Origin of the sequence: Hymenobacter aerilatus (genome assembly GCF_022921095.1) — a bacterium.
GTDB classification, from domain to species: Bacteria; Bacteroidota; Bacteroidia; order Cytophagales; family Hymenobacteraceae; genus Hymenobacter; species Hymenobacter aerilatus.
On record NZ_CP095053.1, the window covers coordinates 974156 to 995904 of the forward strand.

General features: G+C 60.0%; 17 protein-coding genes. 13 read left to right on the forward strand and 4 right to left on the reverse strand.

Going from position 1 to position 21749, the window contains the following annotated elements; all coding sequences use genetic code 11:
• Positions 1-18: 18 nt before the first annotated feature.
• The 10 genes from MUN82_RS04175 to thiL all read left to right on the forward strand — a co-directional run bounded on the left by MUN82_RS04175 (position 19) and on the right by thiL (position 11931).
• Positions 19-657: an NUDIX hydrolase gene (locus MUN82_RS04175; protein ID WP_245095240.1), complete on the forward strand. Its 639-nt coding sequence runs from the start codon at positions 19-21 to the stop codon at positions 655-657.
• Between the two features lie 90 nt (positions 658-747).
• Positions 748-2490, forward strand: coding sequence for a M3 family oligoendopeptidase (locus MUN82_RS04180; RefSeq protein WP_245095241.1), 1743 nt, complete (start codon positions 748-750; stop codon positions 2488-2490).
• Between the two features lie 250 nt (positions 2491-2740).
• On the forward strand, positions 2741-3415 hold the full coding sequence (locus MUN82_RS04185; protein ID WP_245095242.1) for an LEA type 2 family protein: 675 nt from the start codon (positions 2741-2743) through the stop codon (positions 3413-3415).
• A 242-nt stretch (positions 3416-3657) separates the two neighbouring features.
• Entirely contained in the window at positions 3658-5790 is a 2133-nt protein-coding gene (locus MUN82_RS04190; protein ID WP_245095243.1) for a TonB-dependent receptor plug domain-containing protein, read from the forward strand.
• Positions 5791-5838: 48 nt separating this feature from the next.
• Positions 5839-6471, forward strand: coding sequence for an HmuY family protein (locus tag MUN82_RS04195; protein ID WP_245095245.1), 633 nt, complete (start codon positions 5839-5841; stop codon positions 6469-6471).
• A gap of 98 nt (positions 6472-6569) precedes the next feature.
• Positions 6570-7400, forward strand: coding sequence for a heme/hemin ABC transporter substrate-binding protein (locus tag MUN82_RS04200; RefSeq protein ID WP_245095247.1), 831 nt, complete (start codon positions 6570-6572; stop codon positions 7398-7400).
• 68 nt (positions 7401-7468) lie between these two features.
• Positions 7469-8575: a FecCD family ABC transporter permease gene (locus MUN82_RS04205; protein WP_245095248.1), complete on the forward strand. Its 1107-nt coding sequence runs from the start codon at positions 7469-7471 to the stop codon at positions 8573-8575.
• A gap of 138 nt (positions 8576-8713) precedes the next feature.
• Positions 8714-9499, forward strand: a complete 786-nt coding sequence (locus MUN82_RS04210) for a heme ABC transporter ATP-binding protein (protein ID WP_245095249.1) — start codon at positions 8714-8716, stop codon at positions 9497-9499.
• A 206-nt stretch (positions 9500-9705) separates the two neighbouring features.
• A complete protein-coding gene (locus MUN82_RS04215) occupies positions 9706-10749 on the forward strand; it encodes a hemin-degrading factor (RefSeq protein WP_245095251.1) in 1044 nt (347 codons plus the stop codon).
• 153 nt (positions 10750-10902) lie between these two features.
• Positions 10903-11931: a thiamine-phosphate kinase gene (gene thiL, locus MUN82_RS04220; protein WP_245095252.1), complete on the forward strand. Its 1029-nt coding sequence runs from the start codon at positions 10903-10905 to the stop codon at positions 11929-11931.
• A gap of 61 nt (positions 11932-11992) precedes the next feature.
• Here the strand turns inward: thiL and MUN82_RS04225 are convergent, their stop codons facing one another.
• From MUN82_RS04225 to MUN82_RS04235, 3 genes are all read right to left on the reverse strand, one after another.
• Positions 11993-12961 carry a transglutaminase family protein gene (locus MUN82_RS04225; protein ID WP_245095253.1) on the reverse strand — a complete coding sequence of 323 codons (969 nt, stop codon included), beginning with the start codon at positions 12959-12961 and terminating at the stop codon, positions 11993-11995.
• 203 nt (positions 12962-13164) lie between these two features.
• A complete protein-coding gene (locus MUN82_RS04230; protein WP_245095255.1) occupies positions 13165-14100 on the reverse strand; it encodes an alpha-E domain-containing protein in 936 nt (311 codons plus the stop codon).
• Positions 14101-14228: 128 nt separating this feature from the next.
• The gene (locus MUN82_RS04235; RefSeq protein ID WP_245095256.1) at positions 14229-15677 is read right to left on the reverse strand and encodes a circularly permuted type 2 ATP-grasp protein; all 1449 of its coding nucleotides are present in this window, start codon (positions 15675-15677) and stop codon (positions 14229-14231) included.
• Positions 15678-15940: 263 nt separating this feature from the next.
• Between MUN82_RS04235 and MUN82_RS04240 the strand changes: the two genes are divergently transcribed.
• Entirely contained in the window at positions 15941-17005 is a 1065-nt protein-coding gene (locus tag MUN82_RS04240) for a zinc-binding metallopeptidase family protein (RefSeq protein WP_245095257.1), read from the forward strand.
• A 155-nt stretch (positions 17006-17160) separates the two neighbouring features.
• Here MUN82_RS04240 and MUN82_RS04245 read toward each other — a convergent pair whose 3' ends face one another.
• Entirely contained in the window at positions 17161-19368 is a 2208-nt protein-coding gene (locus tag MUN82_RS04245; RefSeq protein ID WP_245095258.1) for a PAS domain-containing sensor histidine kinase, read from the reverse strand.
• 163 nt (positions 19369-19531) lie between these two features.
• On the opposite strand from MUN82_RS04245, the gene MUN82_RS04250 reads away from it, so the two are divergent.
• Positions 19532-19813 carry an MBL fold metallo-hydrolase gene (locus tag MUN82_RS04250; protein ID WP_245095259.1) on the forward strand — a complete coding sequence of 94 codons (282 nt, stop codon included), beginning with the start codon at positions 19532-19534 and terminating at the stop codon, positions 19811-19813.
• A 126-nt stretch (positions 19814-19939) separates the two neighbouring features.
• Positions 19940-21538 (forward strand): protein adenylyltransferase SelO, encoded by a 1599-nt coding sequence (locus MUN82_RS04255; RefSeq protein ID WP_245095260.1) that lies wholly within the window; start codon positions 19940-19942, stop codon positions 21536-21538.
• Positions 21539-21749: the final 211 nt, after the last annotated feature.

A 21749-nucleotide genomic window follows, 5' to 3' on the forward strand; every position in this document is an offset into this window, starting at 1 on the left:
ATTTGCTTACCTTCCGTCATGGACACAACCCGGTGGCTGACCATTGCCCAGCGCCTACAGGCGCTAGCGCAAGCTGGTCTGGAATACTCAAAAAACAGCCCGTTCGACCAGGAGCGCTACGCCGAAATCAGGGCGCTGAGCGTGCAGATGGTGGCCGGACTGACGGAAGAGCCGCTGGAAAAAGTAACCGCCTTTTTCACCTCCGAAACGGGCTACCAGACTCCCAAGGTGGATGTGCGGGTAGTGGTGTTTCGGGGAACCGATGAAGTGCTGATGGTGCAGGAAAAAATGGACCACAACCGCTGGACCCTACCCGGTGGCTGGGCCGATGTGGGCCTGACGCCCTTTGAGGTAGCCGAAAAAGAAGCCGAGGAAGAAACTGGCCTGCACGTGCGGGCGGTGCGCCTATTGGCCCTGTTCGATAAAAAGCAGCACCCGCATCCCCCACAGCCCTGGTACGTGTACAAGTGCTGCGTGCTATGCGAGGTGGTAGGCGGCGAGCTGGGCAACGACAACGTGGAAACCGGCGAGGCCCGCTGGGTACACGAATCGGAGCTGGACAACCTGGAGCTGTCTACCGACCGTATTACCAGGTCGCAGTTGGCTACCCTGTTCGAATTTGCCCGCCAACCTGACAAACCGACGCTCTGCGACTAAAACCTGTACGGCTGCTTGGTAGTTACGTAGTATTGACCCGGTGCAATCTCGACGGGCCCTTTTCCTACCCCGAATTAAATAACAGACTATATGAATCTTGCTCCCGCGTCGGCTACTGAGCTGGCTACCGATACGCAGCGTCTGGCGCGCCGCTACCTGCCCGAGTCGTTTGCGGTAACCGATTGGGCTTCTTTACAGGCCTATTTTGAGGAGTTGCGCGACCGGGAAATTACCTCCGCGGCTGAGCTGGAATCCTGGTTGCTCGACCGTTCGGAGCTGGAATCGGTGCTGAGTGAGGACTTGGCGTGGCGCTACATCCGCATGACGTCGGACACGCAGAGCCAGGAGCGGGCCGAGGCGTTTCAATTTTTTGTGAATGAGGTGGAGCCGCAGGTAGCGCCCTATGACCATGCCCTCAACGAAAAGCTGATGGCTTCGCCCTACCTGCCCGAGCTGGACCAGGACCGCTACCGCGTGTTTATCCGCTCGGTGCGGCAGGCCCTAGACATCTACCGCGCCGAGAACATTCCGCTGAAAACCGAAACCAGCACCAAGCAGCAGCAGTACGCGTCTACGGTAGGCGCCATGACGGTGACCCTGGACGGGGAGGAAGTAACCCTACCCCGCGCCGCCGATAACCTCAAGAGCACCGACCGCACCGTGCGCGAAACGGCCTACCGCGCCATTCAGGAGCGCCGCTTGCAGGATGCCAAGGCCCTCGACAAGCTATTTACGGAGCTAGTGGCCCTGCGCGACCAGATGGCCCGCAACGCTGGTTTCGCCAACTTCCGCGACTACATGTTTGCCGCGCTGGGCCGGTTCGACTACACGGCCGAGGACTGCTTCAACTTCCACCGCGCCATTCGTGAAACCGTGGTACCCCTCATTGATGACCTCGACCTGGAGCGCCGCCAAGACCTGGGCCTACCCGAACTGCGCCCCTGGGACCTCGACGTAGATACCTCCGGCAAAGCGCCGTTGCGGCCGTTTGAAACAGGGGAGGAGCTACTGGAAAAGACCATTACCGTGTTCCAGCGCCTCGACCCCTTCTTGGGCGAGTGCCTGCGCACCATGCGCCAGATGGGCCACCTCGATCTGGAGTCGCGCAAGGGCAAGGCGCCGGGCGGCTACAACTATCCGCTGGACGAAACCGGCGTGCCGTTCATCTTTATGAATGCCACCGCCTCCCTGCGCGATGTGGTGACGCTGCTGCATGAGGGTGGCCACGCCGTGCACTCTTTCCTGACGCGTCGCCTACCCCTCTCTGCCGACAAGCACCCACCATCCGAAGTAGCCGAGCTGGCCTCGATGAGCATGGAGCTGATGAGCATGGATTACTGGGACGAATTCTTCCCGGACCCCGACGAGTTGCGCCGCGCCAAGCGTACTCACCTCGAAGGCGTGCTCGAAACTTTCCCCTGGGTAGCCACCATCGACAAATTTCAGCACTGGGTATACGAAAATCCGCAGCACACCGAGGCCGAGCGGCACCAGCGCTGGACGGAGATATTCGACGAGTTCAACCAGCGTACTGTGAGCTGGCAGGGCTTAGGTACTTACAAGCCCTACCTCTGGCAAAAGCAGTTGCACCTCTACGAAGTGCCGTTCTACTACATCGAATACGCCATGGCCCAGCTAGGCGCCATTGCCGTGTGGCGCAATTACCGCCAGGATGCACAGGAAGGACTGGATGCCTACAAGCGTGCTTTGGCGCTTGGCTACACCGCGCCCATCGGAGAGATTTACGAGGCAGCCGGTATTCGCTTCGATTTTAGCACGGAATACCTGCGCAGCCTGGCCGATTTTGTGCGCGAGGAAATGGCGAAGCTGTAGCCTCTTACCAGTATTGCTTTTACCAACGCCCACCTGCACAAGGTGGGCGTTGGCCTTTTATAAGGCGGCTTGCCGGCGGCTTCGCAAACCGACACGATAGTGCGGGCTCTATGAAGAGGTAGCAGGTAGCGGTGTAGAAGTCTTTGGCAAACAGATTCTAAAACAATATTATGATAAACAGAAGCTGAGCAGTAACCCACGCAAACCGGCGCTGGTATAGCTACTCAATTCTCACCTATTCTCCTCCTGTATGCTACCCCTACCTCACCCCACCAAGCACCGTTCTCTACTGGCGGGCCTGTGCCTGCTGCTACTTCTGCAGTTCACTGGTTGCGGCATTTCCGATCAGGTGCAGCAAGCCAAGGCGTTTAAGGACGCACAGATTCGTCTGGCATCGGTGCAGCAAGCCACCGTGGCCGGCGTCGATATCATGCAGATCCGGCAGCTTAGCGACCTGAGCACCGTGGACAAGGCCCGCCTGGCCGCCGCCTATACCTCCGGCAACTTGCCCCTGCGCATGCTGGTGAATCTGGAAATTCGCAATCCGAATGATGAGATGGCTGCCCTAAATGAGTTGGATTACATAGCGCTCATCGGCGGGAAGCAGGTAGCCAAAGGCCGCTCCACGCAGCGGATTGAGGTAGCGCCCAATGGCGGTACTACCCTGGCACCCATCACGGTGGAAAGTAATTTGCGCGAGATGCTGAGCGAGGAGTCGGGCGAGTCCTTGGCCGATTTGGTGCTGGGCTTTGCCGACCGTGACCGTCAGCCCGTACGCCTGACCATGCGCGTGCGCCCTACCTTCGTTACCAACAGTGGCCGTCGTATCACGCCAGCTGGTTACATCAACCTGAGTAAGGAATTTACTGCGAGTCAGTTAATTGACGCCATAGAAAAGCGCGACTCGCTAAACACACGTCCGTAGCCGCAGCACTCTTGTAGATTGTGCTGCTCTAGCTCGCCGACCCGATTTACCGGGTCGGCTTTTTTGTGCACCAGATAAAATTTATTTAAATAAAATCTAAATAAGGCTTGCATCTGAAATGTGGGAGGCTACTTTTGTGTCACTGTTTAGAATATTTCTAAACAGTGGTTTGGTGACCATCGGGGCTGTTCGGCGGAATGGCCCCGATTAACCAAGCTGTAACCGCAACGACTTCTTCCACTATGGCTTGTGTTCGTCTTTGTTTGTTGTTGCTGACTGCTCCGCTGGCCGCATTGGCCCAGCGGCCAGTAGCGCCGGCAGACACGGTTCGGCTCCGGGGGCGCACGCTAGGCGAAGTGGTTGTAACAGCCACCCGCACGGAAAAGGCCCTGACGGAAGTGCCAATTCCGGTGACGGTGGTAAGCAAAGCGCAAATCCAGGCCATGGGCTCATTGCGCCTCAACGACGTGCTAAGTGAGCAAACCGGCCTTACCCTCGTAGCCGACCACGGCCGGGGCGTGCAGCTGCAAGGCCTCAACCCCGAGTACACCCTAATCTTGGTGGACGGTGAGCCGCTGATTGGCCGCACGGCCGGTACGCTGGAATTGTCGCGCTTGGCGGTGGGCAACATTGAGCGAGTAGAGGTAGTGAAGGGGCCGGCCTCGGCACTGTGGGGCTCGGAGGCGCTGGCGGGCGTGGTCAACATCATCACCCAAAAGCCCCAGCCCGGCACCCGCGGCGACGTGCGCCTGCGCTACGGCTCCAACCGCACCACCGATTTGGGCGGTACCTTCAACACCAAAGGCGAACGGCTGGGCCTCACGGTTTTCGCTAACCGCTACAGCTCCCAAGGCTACACCCTGCAACCCGAAAGCGGTACGGCCACGGTGCCTCCCTTCGCCAGCTATACCGGCCAATCGCGCCTCACCTATAGGGTAGGGGAGCATACCAATTTGAGCGTGTCGGGGCGATATTTTATTGAAAATCAAGAAAGCACGATGCCCATAACGGGCGAGGATGGCACCATAGCCGACGTGCGCAGCAAGGGCCGGCAGTTGGACTACAGCGTAAATCCGGTGCTGACGCACACATTCTCCGACAAGCTCTTCGGCACGGCGCGCTTCTACCACGCTGGCTACCGCACCAAGGAAGACTACACCTACACAACTACCGGCGCGCCCTACGACGCCAGCTACTTCCACCAGACGTTCACGCGCCCCGAGGCCCAGCTCGACTGGCAGTTGCACCCGCAGCACCTGCTTACGGTAGGCGGCGGTTACCTCACCGAAACCGTGGAAGCCACCCGCTACGACCAACGTCAACGGATGCGCTCGGGCTATGGGTTTGTACAGGATGATTGGTCGCCGGTGTCGGGTCTGAACCTGGTGGCTGGCGCCCGATACGATGGGCACAGCCAGTACCGGGGACAGCTCAGCCCCAAGCTCTCGGGGCGCTACCAGGCGCTACCGTGGCTGGCGGTGCGCGGCTCGGCGGGTAGGGGCTTCCGGGCCCCCGATTTCCGCCAGCTTTACCTCAATTTCGCCAATCCGGTAGTAGGGTACAGCGTGTTCGGTACGCATCAGGTAGGGGAGAAGGTAGCCCAGCTGGCCGCTCAGAATCAGATTGCCCGCGACGCCGCTACGGGCGAGTTGCTGATCAGCCAAACGCTGCTCGATCAGGCCAGTAGCCTCACTGCCGAAAGCTCCCGCGCCTACAATGTGGGCGTGCAGCTCACGCCCGGCAATAAGCTGAACCTGACGGTCAACCTCTTTCATAATGACCTGAAAAACCTGATTGAAACGGCGGCGGTGGCGCAGAAAACTAATGGGCAGTCGGTGTACTCGTACCGCAACGTGAGCCGGGCCTACACCCAAGGCGCGGAGGCGGAAGCCAGCTACCCACTGCTGCCGGGCCTCACGCTGAGCGCGGGCTACCAGTACCTGATTGCCAAAGACAAAGCCGTGGTAGAGCGGCTGAAAAATGGCGAGGTGTACCGCCGCGACCCTACCTCCCTTGTCACCGAGCGGGTGCCGGTGGGTGACTACGGCGGGTTGTACAACCGCTCGCGCCATTCCGGCAACGTGAAGCTGTTTTACCAGGATATGCGGCGGGGCTACTCGGCCAGTCTGCGCGGGATTTACCGGGGGCGCTATGGCTTGCAGGACCGCAACGGCAATCAGATCCTGGACGCTGATAATGAGTACGTAGCAGGCTACTGGGTCTGGAACCTGGCTGCCAGCAAAACCCTGCGCCAGCGCTACACCGTGCAGGCCGGCATCGACAACGCTCTGAATTTCACCGACGCGGCCAACATTAGCACGCTGCCGGGCCGCCAGTACTACGCCAGCCTGGTAGTGGCCATCGGGCAGAAGTAGCCCTACCCCAACGATTTCCCTTTTCCAATCACTATACGCTGCTTTCAGATGAACGCTCTTCTCTCCCGTGTTGCCCTACTTACCCTGACCACGGCTACCTTAGGCCTGACCGCCTGCTCCGACGACTCGGCTGACACCAACGCCGTGGCGCCGGCCTTGCAAGTGCAGACGGCCAGCAACCTAGCCCCCGCCGTGGGTAGTGCCACCGGCACCGGTCAGCCCTCCACGCCTAAACACCACGCGTTCTACAACCTGGCTACCAACAAAGAGGTGTCCTACACCGACTCGGCCTCGACGAAGTGGGACATTGCCGTGCGCGGCACCGACATTCTGGTGAATGGCGGCACCAGCGGCCCCGGCAAGGGTAGCGCCCAAGTGGTAGATGGGCTGTTTACGGAAATTACCGAAGCGCCCCCAACCGGATATAAGCAAGATGCCGGCACTGCGAAAGCCATTCCCAAGGGCTCGGGCAATGGCTGGTACAACTACAACTCCACCACGCACATCATTACGCCCCTTGCCGGCAAGGTCATTATGCTGCAAACCGCCGAGGGCAAATACGCCAAAATGGAAGTGGTGAGCTACTACAAAGATGCGCCTGCGGCGCCCACAGCTACCTCGCCCACTGGCTACACCTTCCGCTACCTATACCAGCCCGACGGCTCGCGCAACCTGAAATAAAGTCCGGTCTGGGTGGGTAGGCGCGGCGATATGGAGCGCCTACCCTACCTGCCTGGTGCCGGCACAAATCACTCGTTCACCTTCTCTTTTCATTGCTCATGCTCAAGCAATTTCTGAAACCGTTGCTCTTATTCTTGCTGCTGGCTGCCGCCGAGCTAGGCTATGCCGCCGCGCCCGCCCGCATTGTGTCACTGAGCGGCACCATCAGCGAAATAGTGTGCGACCTGGGCCAACAGGCCAACCTAGTGGGTGTAGACGTAACCAGTACCTACCCCACCGCGCTGGCAAAGCTGCCCAAGGTAGGGCATACCCGCAGCATCTCGGCCGAGGGCGTGCTGGCCCTGCGTCCTACCCTGGTGCTGGGTACTACCGAATCGATAAAGCCGGAGGTGGCGGCGCAGCTGCGCTCGGCGGGCGTGACGGTGCACCTGTTCAAGCAGGACTACTCGGTGGCGGGCACCAAAAAGCTGATGCAGGAAGTGGCAGCCGTGCTGGGCGCTACGGCACAAGTACCAGCGCTTACCAAAAAGCTCGACGCCGACCTCACGAAAGTGCAACGACCCGCCAAAGCGCCGAAAGTGCTGTTTGTGTACGCCCGCGGCACCGGTACCATGATGGTGGCCGGCCAGGGCACCTCGGTGGAAAAAGTCATTCAACTAGCCGGTGGGCAGAACGCGGCCGTTGGATTCTCTGACTTCAAACCTCTTACCGCCGAGGCCCTCGTAGCGGCCAACCCCGACTATCTGCTGCTGTTCGACAGCGGCTTGGAAAGTCTGGGCGGAAAAGCGGGGCTGCTGCAAGTGCCCGGCGTGGCCCAAACCACCGCCGGCCGCACTGGCCGCGTCATCGAAATGGATGGCCAGTTGCTCACCGGCTTCGGTCCACGCCTGGGACAAGCCACGGCTGAGCTAGCGCGCTTGATGAAGTAACGAAAACGCAATAACCTGCGCGCGAGCTTTCTTCCGCTAGTTGGAACAACAATCATATCTACTTCCCTATGCCTACCCTCACTGCTGCACCGATATCTACCACTCCTACCCTCACCGCCACTCGTACCGGCGCGGCTACTCGTCGTCGGCTGATGCTGGGGGGCGCGGTGGTGTTGCTGGTGGTGGCTGTGGTGGTAAGCGTGGGCGCGGGTGCCATGCGTATTGCCCCCACGGCGCTGCTGGGTATCTTACTGGCGAAGCTTGGTGTATCGACCAGCCTGGCGTTTGAGCCGCAGCAAGAAGCCGTGCTGTGGGCCATTCGGTTGCCGCGGGCTTGTTTGGGCGTGTTGGTAGGCGCCAGTTTGGGTCTGGCGGGGGCGGCTATGCAAGGGCTATTCCGCAACCCCCTGGCCGATCCGGGGCTGATTGGCATATCGGCGGGGGCATCGTTGGCGGCGGTAGCTACTATTGTGCTGCAAGTCACGCTGTTTCAGACGGTAGGTGAGTGGCTGGGATTGTATCTGCTACCAGTGGCGGCGTTTGTAGGTGCGTGCGGCACTACGCTGGCCGTGTATCAACTCTCGAAGGAAGGGGGTAGGGTGGTGGTGAGCACCATGCTGCTGGCGGGCATTGCCATCAACGCGTTGGCGGGTGCCCTCACGGGGTTGCTCACCTATGTAGCCACCGATGCGCAGCTGCGCAGCATCACGTTTTGGGGGTTGGGGAGCTTGGGCGGCGCTTCGTGGCCTGTTATCCTGAGTGTGCTACCATTTCTGACGGTGCCGTTGCTGTGGCTGCCTCGCTTGGGCAAGCAACTGAATCTGTTGGCGTTGGGCGAAGGTCCGGCCGCTCACCTGGGGCTGCCGGTGGCTTCGCTCAAGCGCCAACTGATTGTACTAAGTACCCTGGCCGTGGGCACGTCGGTGGCCGTGGCAGGAGCCATTGGCTTTCTGGGGCTGGTAGTGCCGCACCTAGTGCGCTTGGTGGCTGGCCCCGATCATCGGGGCGTGCTATTAGGCTCGGCGCTGAGCGGAGCGGCTGTGCTCACCCTGGCCGATACACTGGCCCGCACCGTGGTAGCCCCCACCGAGCTGCCCATCGGCATCCTGACGGCCCTGCTCGGCACACCGGCCTTCATCGCTATTCTACTGCGCGAAAAACGGCGGTTGTTTTAGTTTTTCGAACTGAACGTTTCCCACATAACACGCAAAGGCAGACCTTCCATCGTCTGGCTCCCCCTCTCCCCGAGGTAATGCGCATCAAGCATTTGCGGGGGCCGGGGGGTGAGGTGCCCACTGTAAGAATCACTACCCATGTTCGACGTACAAAACATCAGCTACCACATCGGACGGAAAACCCTGCTGCAACAGGTTTCCTTCTGTGCCCGCCCCGGCGAATTGATGGTGATATTAGGAGCCAATGGGGCGGGCAAATCTACCCTGCTGCGCCTGCTCAGCGGCGACCTGCTACCTAGCGGCGGAAGCATCTTCTTTCAGGGGCAGCCTCTGATGAGCCAGTCGCCGGGCGAGCTGGCCCAGCAGCGTGCCGTGCTCACGCAGCAGCACGCGCTGGCGCTGGCTTTCTCGGTAGAGGAGCTGGTGATGATGGGCCGCTACCCCCGCTTCGGGGGGCAGCCTAGCGCCCGCGACTACCACGTGGTGGAGACTGCGCTGGCAATGGTGGGCATGACCAGCATGGCCCAGCGTAGCTACCCTACGCTGTCGGGTGGGGAGCAGCAGCGCGTGCAGCTGGCGCGGGTGCTGGCCCAGGTGTGGGAAGCCGACCCTGGCTACCTGCTCCTCGACGAGCCCCTTACCGGCCTCGACCTGCACCACCAGCATCGCACCCTGGCCGTGGCCCGCGAACTGGTAAGTAAGGGCTTTGGGGTGGTGGCGGTACTGCACGACCTCAACCTAGCCGCGCAGTTTGCCGACCAGGTATTGCTGCTGCATCAAGGGCAACCGCTAGCCTATGGCCCGCCTGCCCAAGTGCTGACGGCCGCCAACATCCTCGTCGGCTTCGACTTACCCGTGCAACTCGTGCCGCATCCTCATCATGATTGCCCACTCATTGTGCCGTGCCCGACGGTGAATTGGTAGGGAATCTATGTATTCTGTCATTTCTAAATTGTCATCCTGAGCAGAGCGAAGGACCTTATCACGCGAGAACGAGTCGTTGGTACGTTCATCGTGCAGGCGTGAGAAGGTCCTTCGCTCTGCTCAGGATGACAGACGTAGAGTAGAGATGACAAAATAAGAAGGCTACTATTTCACAATTTCACAACCTCGCAACTTCATCATTCCCTATGTCAATCGCCACTATCTCAATTCCTGCCCTGGCCCGACGCTGGGCCGAGTACCGCCAGCAACACCCCAAAAGCCGCATCCGCAACGCGGCTGAGGACCTGGGCGTGAGCGAAATGGAGCTGCTGGTAACGCAATGCACCGGCCAGGCCAATGCGCCTGTGACGCGGCTGCGCGCCGAGTTTGCCGACATCCTCAAGCAAGTGCCTACCTTGGACCGCGTGATGGCTCTCACCCGCAACCACAGCGTGGTGCACGAGCGCAAAGGCCCCTACCTCGAGGTGGCCATCAACGGCCCAATGGGGCTGGTACTGGGCGAGGATATTGACCTGCGTTTGTTCCTGATGCACTGGCAGCACGGCTTTGCGGTAAGCGAAGGTGGCCGCCGCAGCCTCCAGTTTTTCGCCAAAGACGGCGAAGCAGTGCACAAAATCTACCTACTCGAAGAAAGCAACGCAGCCGCCTACGATGCGCTGGTAACGCAGTTCCGGGCCGAGGACCAGTCGCCGGACGTGGCAGTAGAGCCCGCGCCTACCCCCGCCGCCGAAGCCGCCGACGATACCATTGACGTGGAAGGCTTCCGGGCGGCGTGGCGGGCCTTGCCCGATACGCACGCGTTTTTTGGTTTGCTGCGTAAGTTTGGCGTCACGCGTACACAGGCCCTGCGCCTGGGTCCACCTGAGCTGGTGCGGCAGGTAGGCAACGACGCCGTAGACCAGGCTCTGCAAGCCGCTGCCGCCCAAGAGTTGCCCGTGATGCTGTTTGTAGGTAGCCGCGGCTGCATCCAGATTCATACCGGCCTTGTGCACCGCATTGTGCCCATGGGGCCGTGGTTGAACGTGCTCGACCCGGATTTCAACCTCCACCTCAAAGCCGAAGACGTGGCCGAAAGCTGGGTGGTGCAAAAGCCTACTACCGATGGCATCGTGACCTCGCTGGAGCTGTTTGATGCGCAGGGCAACAACCTGCTGCTGTTCTTTGGCAAGCGCAAGCCCGGCATCCCCGAGCAGGACGCCTGGCGCAAGCTGGTGGCGGGGTTGAACTAGGGTAGGGCAAGGGGCGACGTCGGCATCGGTTGCTGCGTAGAAGGAAACACCCTGGCCCGGCCGCGTGTTGTGGCTACCTTTGCCAGTGCGTCGGCCGTTTGGGCAATCCAATGTCCAAACGGCTGGCCCTACCTTCTTCAAGATTCCTACCCTATGAGCTCTGTTACCCCTTTAAACGCCCTCGGCGAGTTCGGCCTAATCAACCGCCTGCAGCAAACCATCACGCTGCGCCAGCCCAGCACCACGCTTGGTATTGGCGATGATGCGGCGATTCTGAGCCCGGCAGCCGGACAGGATACCGTTATCAGCACCGATTTGCTGGTGGAGGGCGTGCACTTCGACCTCACGTTTTGCCCCCTGAAGCATGTGGGCTACAAGGCCGTGGCCGTGAACGTGTCGGATGTGGCGGCCATGAATGCCACGCCTACCCAGATCGTGGTGGGTATTGCTGTGGGTGCCCGCTACTCGGTGGAGGCCATTGAGGAGCTGTACGAAGGCATGCGTCTGGCCTGCGAGGCCTACAACGTGGACCTGGTAGGCGGCGACACCACTGCCAGCCGCGGTGGCCTCACCATCAGCGTGACGGTGCTGGGGCAGGTGGCGCAAGGCCAGGCCGTGCGCCGCAGCGGCGCGCAGGCCAACGACCTACTTTGCGTGACCGGCGACCTGGGCGGCGCCCTGCTGGGCTTGCAAGTGCTGGAACGCGAAAAGCAAGCCTGGCAAGCCGACCCTGAGTTTCAGCCCGAGCTGGAAAAGTATAGCTACGTGGTGCAGCGCCAGCTTCGGCCCGAAGCCCGCATGGATGTGATTTACGAACTGCGCGAGCTGGGTATCATGCCCACCAGCATGATCGACATTTCGGATGGATTGGCTTCCGAAACCCTGCACCTGTGCCAGGCCAGTGGGGTAGGGGCGCGCGTATTCACCGAAAATCTGCCCATCGCCAACCCTACCCTGGAGGTGGCCGAGGAGTTCAGCCTCGACCCCATTATGTGCATGCTCAACGGTGGCGAGGACTACGAGCTGCTGTTCACGGTGCCCCTCGCCGACCACGACAAAATCAAAAACCACCCCGACATCACCATCATTGGCCACATGGTGCCCCAAAGCGAAGGCGCCAATCTCATCACTAAAGCCGGTCAAGCTGTGCCCCTGCGTGCGCAGGGCTTCAAGCATTTTTAGGGTAGGGAAGAGTTAATAATTACGAACGTCATGCTGCGACAAGCTCAGCATGACGTTCTATTTACTGTTGTTGCTGTTGCTGCTGTTGCAAGTCCAGGTACTTGCGATAGGAATTGACGGGCAATATAGGCGCGGCTACCTCTTGCGTATAGATGGGCTCGGTGGGGGTAGGAGCAGTCAGGGGCGTGCCGTTTTCGATGTGCACGGACACCTCTAGGCGGTGGGCGCTGGTGCCTTTGTAAGTGCCCTTCACGGGTGTGCAGTCCGAGAAGTTGCGGCCGATGGCCATGCGCACGTGGCCGTCGTTCACGATGCAGTTGTTGGTAGGGTCGAGGCCCAGCCAGCCGTAAAACGGGATGTAAGCTTCCACCCAGGCGTGGGTGGCGCCGGTGCCGCGCACGCCCTCATCCTTGGGGCAGATGTAGCCGCTCACGTAGCGCGCCGGAATGCCGTAGAGGCGTAGCATAAAGAGTAGAATGTGCGCAAAGTCCTGACACACGCCAGCTTGCAAGCGCCAGATTTCTTCTGTGGGCGTTTCCACATTGGTCACGCCTTGCTGGTACGCAAAGTGGTCGTACACGTATTCCGACAGCACCAAGGCGTTTTTTAGCGGTTTCTCCGTGCGGTTCACCACAGCATCCAGGGTCGCACGAATGGCCTCGGTAGCAGCTGAGTGCTCCGGAGCGAGGAAGTCGAAGAACTCAGCATCGCCGCGCAGGGCGTGCAGGTGCTGCCACTGCTCGGCGGCCGGCTGCTCGTCCATCGGGAACTGGATGGGGTGCGTCACCACTTCCGCCAGCGAGTCAATCAGCAGCTCCGAGTGCGGAGCAATCACCGAAAATACGCCGACCTGGTTGCCGAAATAATCGGTGAACACCTCCACTTCCGGGGTGTGTGTGATAATCAGCTCGTGCTTCTTCACCTCCAACCGGTCGTCGGGTAGGGGGTACACCATCACTTGGTTGGCGCAGTCAATAACCGGCGCGGCGTAGGCGTAGCGGGTGCGGTGCTTGATGGTATAGGCAGGCATGGGGGTATAGGTAGGAGGGAATGGGGGTAGGAAGGTAGGAGGGTAGAAAGTTATAGAGATAGGAGAGTAAGAAGTTTGTCATCCTGAGCTTGCGAAGGACCTTCTCACGCTAGAACGACCATCGTATCAACGACTCGTTCAGCCGCGATAAGGTCCTTCGCTCCACTCAGGATGACAAACTTTTTTGAATGGCTTAAATAGACTTAGTTATACCCAAAATAAGACGTATTCAGTGCGCTGGCCACGTCCAACAACTGTTGGCGGGTTTGCAGCAGAAAGCTGGTCAACTGCTCGGGCTCTTGGGCCGAGAGGCTGCTGTAGCGCACGGCGGTGCGTACTTTGCCAATCAGAAACGCAACGTGCGCGTGGCTTTCAGGGAGGCTCTCGGGTTGCAGGCGGCCGAAGTAGTAGGCCAGCTGGTCGAGGCTGTAGAGCAGCGCGTGCGGAAACTGCGTGTTGTAGACGATGAATTGCAGCACGTTATCCGTATTGAATGTGCCCTTGTAGGTCTTGATATACTGCTCGTAGCCCACCAGCGAGTACAGCAGGTAGCGCAGGGCAGGCGCATCCAGCGGGTGCACGTTGTGCTCCTTCACGGCGGCCCACCGCACGCGCAGGATGTCGGTGGTTTGGATGGCGCGCTCCAGGCACTTGCCGATGCCGAGGTAAGCGTAGCCCTCGTCGCGGGGCATGGTGTGCTGCACGGTGCCGGCATACAGCAGCGCCTGCCGTAGCAGCGCATCCAGGCCCGAAATGGGGTCTTCGTGCGTGATTTGCTGCCCTACCTCCGGGTCACGGATGACGTGGTAGAAGTCGTTGAGCGACTGCCACACTTCCTTGGTAATGTGGTCCTGCACGGCGCGGGCATTCTCGCGCCCCTGTAAAATGTTGCGGTAGGCCGAGGCGCCGTTATGCCGGTCCAGTACCAAATGGGTCAGAATGGGGGTAGAGTGGCCGTCCAGCTGCGCCAACTCGTCGGGCGTAAGGTCGCCGTAGAGCTGCAAAAACGGCCGCCAGTTGAAATCGTAGATTTCGTTTTGCGAGGCAATGTAATTTGTGCGAATCACCTGAAGCATCGACTGCGTGCGCTCCATGTAGCGCGCCAGCCAGTAAATCGTATCCGCAACGCGACTAAGCATGTGGTGAAGTTGTGAATTTGTGAAGTTGTGAAGAAGGAAAAGGCGAGGTGGTGAGTTTGTGAAATGGTGAATCTACTGTTCTGCCTGCGCCGATAGCAAGTTCACCATTTCACAAGCTCACAACTTCACTATTCCCCTAGCACCCAGGTGTCTTTGCTGCCGCCGCCCTGGGAGGAGTTCACGACAAGCGAGCCTTCCTGCAACGCTACCCTAGTGAGGCCGCCGGGCACAATGTCGATGCCGGAGGGGCCGTAGAGGGCGAAGGGGCGCAGGTCCACGCGGCGGGGCTGGAGCACGCCGTTGAGGTAGCACGGCGTCGATGACAGGCTGATGATGGGTTGCGCAATGAAGCTGCGCGGGTCTTCCAGAATGGCTTTTCGGAAATCCTCCATCTGCTCCTCGGTGGCCGCGCTGCCAATCAACATACCATACCCGCCCGACTCATTGGTGCGCTTAATCACCATGCGGTCCATCTGGCTGAACACCAGCTGGCGCAGGTCGGGGTCGGCCATCTGGTAGGTAGGCACGGTCTTCAAAATCGGCTCCTCGTTAAGGTAGTACCGAATCATCTCGGGCACGTAGCTGTACACCGCCTTGTCGTCGGCCACGCCGTTGCCCATGGCATTCACGATGGCCACGTTACCCTTGCGGTAGGCCCAGTACAGCCCCGATACGCCCAGGGCGCTATCGGGCCGGAACGCAAGTGGGTCCAGAAACTCGTCGTCGACGCGGCGGTAAATCACGTCCACGCGTTGCAGGCCCTTCGTAGTTTTCATGTACACAAAGTGATTGTGTACTATCAGGTCGCGGCCCTCTACCAGCCGGATGCCCATGAGGCGGGCCAGGGTGCTGTGCTCGAAGTAGGCCGAGTTGTAGATGCCCGGCGAGAGCAGCACCACCGTGGCGTCGCTATCCTGGCGGCCGGCGAGGGCCAGCAGGTTGCGGTAGAGCAGGTCGGGGTAGTCCTTCACCGGCTGCACGTTGTTTTTGGGCAGCAAGTCGGGGAAGATGCGGTAGGTGATGCTGCGGTTTTCCAGCATATACGACACCCCCGAGGGCGTGCGCAGGTTGTCTTCCAGCACGTAAAACTGCCCATCGTTGTCCCGAATCAAATCCACGCCTGCAATGTGCGTGTAGATGTCGTGGGGTACGTCTACGTGCATCATCTCGCGCAAAAACTGCGGGCACGAGTACACCAGCGCCGCCGGAATCAGCCCATCTTTTAGGATAAACTGCTGGTGATAAATGTCCTTCAGAAAGATGTTGAGGGCGCGAAGACGCTGCTTGATGCCAGCTTCAATGTGCTGCCACTCCCGCTGCCGAATGATGCGCGGAATGATGTCGAAGGGAAAAATCTTCTCGATGCCCTCGCCGCTGCTATACACCGTGAAGGTGATGCCTTGGCTCATAAACAGCTTTTTGGCCAGCTCGTCCTTGCGGGTCATCTCTGATGCCGGTAGGTTTTCGATGGCTGTTACGAAGTGCGTATACTCTGGCCGGATGCCATCGGCCCCAAACATTTCGTCCCACACCTGCGGCTGCTCCTGGTAAGCCTTTAGTAGCGAATCGTCTTTCATAAACAGAATAGGTAGGCGGTAGGGTAGGGGCAGTCACCAGTCGGCCAATAGCGCGCTGGTAGTGTAGGTAGTACGGCAAACTACTGAAAAACCGCTAACGAAGTGCGTCAGGAGAAAGGGGTATTTTCAAAAAAGCGGCTATAATTTGATGAAAATAGTAAGTGGTAAGACGCGTCAACTTATCCAATGATTCTCCGTTTGATAGGGCCAACCTGAGCTGCTAGCCCCTGCAAACTGCTCGCGCTAAGCCGCCTACCCTTTCCATGCGCCTCTTCCACTGCACCCACTGCGGGCACCTGCTCTACTTCGAAAACAACCGCTGCGAAAAGTGCGGCTATGCGCTGGGTTTCGACGCCGGCCAACTTCAGCTTTTCCCCTTAGTGGAGCAGCAGCCCGGCATTTTTGAGTTGTACGATCAGCCTACCCACGGCACCTTCCGCTACTGCGCCAACCACGCCCATGACGTTTGCAACTGGTTGGTGCCCACCACCAGCGACAATATTTTCTGCCAAGCTTGCGACCTGAACCACACCATTCCCAACCTCAGCAAGCCCGAGTACCTCACGCGCTGGCGCAACATTGAGGTAGCCAAGCACCGCTTGGTATACACGCTGCTGCGCTTGGGCCTACGCGTGGTCAGCAAGCGGGTAGAGCCGGAAACCGGCCTGCAATTCGACTTCAAAGCCGACGAAAATCCCGACAGCCAGCAGGGCGAAAAAGTAATGACTGGCCATGCCAACGGTCTCATTACCTTGAATATAGCTGAGGCTGACGACGTGGAACGCGAAATGGCCCGTCAGTCGATGGGGGAGCTGTATCGCACCATGCTGGGCCATTTCCGCCACGAGGTAGGGCACTACTACTGGGACCGACTCATTGCCGACTCGCCCTACCTGCCCGAGTACCGCCGCCTGTTTGGCGATGAGCGCGCCGACTACGGCGAGGCTCTGCAACGCCACTACGACCAAGGTGCCCCCACCGATTGGCCCCAGCACTACATCAGCGCCTACGCCACCATGCACCCTTGGGAGGACTGGGCCGAAACCTGGGCGCACTACCTGCACATCACCGACACGCTGCAAACTGCCCACGCCTTCGGGCTACGCATCAACCCCCAAGAAGCTGAGACGGAGGCCAACCTGCGCGCCACCATTCAAGACCCCTACCAGCTACCAGACTTCAAGGAGATTCTGCAACAATGGCTGCCCCTCACGTTCGCCATGAATAGCCTCAACCGCAGCATGGGCCAGCACGACCCCTACCCCTTCGTGATTGTGCCCGAAGTAGCCGAGAAGCTGAGTTTCATTCATCGAATTGTGAAATTGTGAGGTTGTGAAATTGTGAGTAAAGAATACGGCTGTCATCCTGAGCAGAGCGAAGGACCTTCTCAGGGTAGAACGAGTCGTTGTTACGTCAGTCGTTCACGCGTGAGAAGGTCCTTCGCAAGCGGACGCCAGATCAGGGATGACACGCGTCTTTCCATTCACAATTTTACAATTTCACCACTCCCCAAGTGCACCCGGAAGGTGGTACCCTCGCCTACGGTGCTGGCCACGTCGATGTGGCCGCCGGCTTGCTCTACCAGACGGTTTACCAGGTAGAGGCCCACACCAGTGCCGTGTACGTGGTCGTGGAAGCGGCGAAACATCTGGAATAGGTCGGCGCCGTAGCGGGCCAGATCTATGCCCAGGCCATTGTCTTGGACCACCAGCACGGGTATACCCGCTGGCGTCGGCTCCGTCGCTACCCGAATATGGGGTGGCCGGTCGGGGTGGGCGTATTTTAGGGCGTTGCTGAGCAGGTTGTAGAGGATGCTTTGCAGGCTGAGCTGCGCAAACTGGAGCGTGGGCATCTGGTCGAACTCCAAGGTAAATACCGCCCCGGACGCGGCTACCTGGTGGTGCATGCTCTGGATAACGGCCTGCGTGAGCGGACGTAGCTGCACCGTTTCGACGGGTAGCTGGCCATGGTGGCGCTCCACCTGCACTATCTCGGCCAGACCCTGCACGGTGCTGTGAATTTGGGTGAGGGCGCCCTCAAACATAGCGAGTAGCAGGGGCGCATCGGGGTCATGGAAGGTAGCCGTGCGCTTTAATTCCTCAAAGATGCCGGCCATATTATTGACCGGCTGCTTGAGGTCGTGTGAGGCCGTGTACACGAAGTTGTCGAGGTCCTGGTTGATGCGCGTGAGCTGCTGGTTGGTGTTGCTTAGCTCGTGGTTGGCCGCATCCATCTGGTGGCGGGCCACTACCTGCTCGGTCACCTCATACGCAAAGACCAAAACCCCGTCAATCATGCCAGTGGCATCGTGGCGCGGCTGGTACACAAAGTTGAAGTAGATATTTTCGAGGGGGCCGCCATCCTCGCGCGCTGCCTGAATCAGCCACTCGTTGCCTTCGTGCGGCTCGCCGGTATGGTACACGTGCTGTAGGATATGCCAGATGGGTTGCCCTACCAGCTCCGGCATCGCTTGGGCAATGGGGTGGCCCAGCAGGCGCCGCCCCGGGAAATGGCGTTGGTATGCCGGATTTACCAGCTCATACACCAGGTCGGGGCCGTCCAGAATGCAGATGGCGCCGGGGGCCTGCATAAACAGCCGCTCCAGGCGGGCGCGCTGCTGCTCGGCCTCTGCCTGCGCTAGTTGGAGCTCGTAGGTGCGGTGCTGCACGCGGCTTTCCAGCTCCTGGTTAAGTAGGCGCAAGGCATATTGTGTGTTAAACAGCTCATCGTTGTTGGCGCGGATTTCCTCGTTGGCGGCCTGCAATTCCTCGTTGGCAGCGGCCAGATCCTCGTTCAGAACCCGTTGCTGCCGCTCGCTGGCTTCCACGCGGTGGCGGGCCACTACCTGCGCCGTTACCTCGTAGGCAAACACCTGAATTCCATCAATATCGCCCTTGTAGTTGTGGGTAGGCTGATAGATGAAGTTATAGTAGTTATGCCCCAGTGTACCGGAGTTGCCGTGGTCGAGCTGCACCAACATTTCGGTGGCGTAAAACGGCTCACCAGTTTGATACACCCTGTCGAGCAGACCAAAAATGGGCTGCCCGGCAAGCTCCGGCATGGCTTCGGCAATGGGCTTGCCCAGCAGGGGGCGTGGCCCTACCAGCTGCTGGTATAAAGGGTTCACCAGCTTGAAAACATGTTGGGGCCCCTCAAAGATGGTAATCATGGCCGGGGCTTCCATAAACAGCCGCTCCAGGTGCACACGCTGCGTCTCGGCTTCGGCCCGGGCAGCGTGCTCGCGGGCTTGGCTGAGGCGCAGCGCCTCCTCAATACCAGGGCCGCTGCGCTCTATATTGGGGTTGAAGCTCACCAGCAGCCCATTGCCGGCCCGCCGCGCCGAAATGTAATAGGTGGCATTTTCGAGTGGATAATCGAGCAGGTGGTGTGCTGGCTGGCCCGAGAGAAAGGTGTGGTGGAGAAAGGTATACACGCCATTGGTACGGCTCTCTGGGTAGATGCCCAGCTGCGTACCGCCAGGCTGGGCCGGAAGCTGGAGCAGTTGCTGGGCAATGGTATTAAGCCGCAGCAATTCAAAATCGATGAGGGTAATGCCATCCTGAGCCCACACTGGCTTCATCAGCACGATGCCGGTATGCGACACTTCCAGCAACCCCGTAAGAAGCTCATCGGGGGGGAAGGTAGGCTGCAGCTCGGCAGTAGTAAACGTGGCAGGGTCGGGTAATGGCATAGAAGCAGGTAGAAATCAACAGCGTCAGACAACCAAAGCAGGTACGGGCGGGTAGTAGGGATACTGCTTTGCGGCAAGAAAGTAAAATAACGCAAATCTGCGGCGCTGGTCGGCCTGAGGCTTCCAAAGAATAGCCTGGGCCCACGCTCTATGCCCCTATGCTATGAAAATTACAAAATATAGTCATTCCTGCCTGCTGCTGGAGCACGACAGCAAGCAACTGCTCTCCGACCCCGGCATGTTCACGTTTGCCGACGGCGCGGTGGCGCCCGATACGTTCAGGGACGTGTCTACCGTCTTCATCACCCACCAGCACCCCGACCACTTGGATGTGCAGGCGCTCCGGCAGATTGTGCGCCTAAGCGGGGCCGGGGCAGTCCGTCACGGTGTAGTTTTCAGGGAATATCTGTCGTTGCTGGAAACCTGCATGCCGGCTAGGTGTTGAAGCTGTTTAAGAATCTTCAATGTGCGCGTCAGATCAAGCATGACGTGTAGCTTGCTTTGTTGAATTTCCTAAGCCGCTTCTTTGTCAACTGACCGGTACGCAGCCGGTCCGTTCCGCCTTTCTTTTATGTCGCATTCCACCGTTTCCATCGACCAGGCTTCGTTTCGCAACTCCTTTGCCGAAGAGCTGCGCGGCGACACCGCCGCCGACCTGCGCCCACGCCAGGTGCCCGGCTACCACTACTCGCACGTATCGCCCACTCCCGTGCGCGACCCGCACCTGCTGGCGTGGTCCGAGGAGTTGGCCGATTTTCTGGGCCTGACGCGCCCGCCCGAACGCGGCCCCGCCGTGGAGGTACTGGCTGGCAACCGCCAGGCGCCCGGCATGCAGCCGGTGGCCGCCCGCTACGGCGGGCACCAGTTTGGCAGCTGGGCCGGACAGCTCGGCGACGGCCGCGCCATTTCCCTGGGCGAGTTGATGGCCCTGGATGGCAGCAGCTGGGAGGTGCAATTGAAAGGCGCTGGCCCCACGCCCTACTCGCGCCGCGCCGACGGGCGAGCAGTGCTGCGCTCCTCGGTGCGGGAGTTTTTGTGCAGCGAGGCCATGTACCACCTAAGCGTGCCCACCACACGGGCGCTCAGCCTGGTAGGCACCGGCGACGAGGTAGTGCGCGACATGTTCTACTCCGGCAATCCATTGCCCGAGCCGGGTGCCATTGTGGCGCGGGTGGCGCCGTCGTTCGTGCGTTTTGGCAGCTTTCAGATCCTCACGGCGACTGGCGAAATCGACAACCTACGGGAATTGGCCGATTACGTCATCCGGCACCACTATCCCGAGCTGGGCGCGCCTTCGCCTGCGGTATATTTGAGCTGGTTTGCGGAAATATGCCGGCGTACGGCCGTGATGGTGGCGCACTGGCAAACCGTGGGCTTCGTGCACGGCGTGATGAACACCGACAACATGTCCATCTTGGGCCTCACCATCGACTACGGCCCCTACGGCTGGCTGGAGCCCTATGACCCCGACTGGACCCCCAATACCACTGATTTTGGGCAGCGCCGCTACGCCTTCGGGCAGCAGCCGCGCGTGGCCCTCTGGAACTTGATGATGCTGGCCCAGGCCCTGGTGCCCCTGGTAGGCAGCGCCGACGAGCTGACGCCGGTGCTCAACAGCTATGCCGGCATCTATACCAGCACCTACCGCACTCTGCTGTTCCGCAAGCTGGGCCTCACGCCCCACCCCGACGACCTGCCGCTCCTGTCGGCCCTACCCGACGCGCTAACCGCCGCCGAGGCCGATATGACGTTGTTTTTCCGTGGGCTTTCGTACGTGGCCCCCATGCTGCTGGAAAATGGCGCTATGGAAGAACAGGCCTTACAGGATTTGCTGGAAGCCGCCACCTACACCGCCCCCGGCAGCCCGGCCCACGAGCCGCTGCGCCAGTGGCTGGGGCAATACGTGGCGCGCCTGCGCCAGGAAACGGCAGCACCTGCCGCCATCCGCGAACAAATGCTGCGCGCCAACCCCAAATATGTACTGCGCAACTACCTCGCCCAGCAAGCCATCGAGGCCGCCGAAACCGGTGACTTATCGTTGCTGAACAACTTGCAGCACGTGTTGCGCACGCCCTACGACGAACACCCCGAGCACGAAGACCTGGCCGCCAAGCGCCCCGAGTGGGCCAGCACCAAGCCCGGCAGCGCCACGCTGTCGTGCAGCTCGTAGGGGTAGGAGGGCGTGGGGGTAGGAAATATTTAGGTGAGAAAGCGTCTGTCATCCTGAGTGGAGCGAAGGACCTTCTCACATTGAACGACCTCCGCACTCGCTCGACTGTGCCGAGTGAGGCCTACGCTCAAGCAGCTCTGCTGCGCACGTCTGCATCACGTTGAGGCGGCCTCGGGCAAGCGGCGCGGCCAGATTTGGGGAGCAGCCCCGC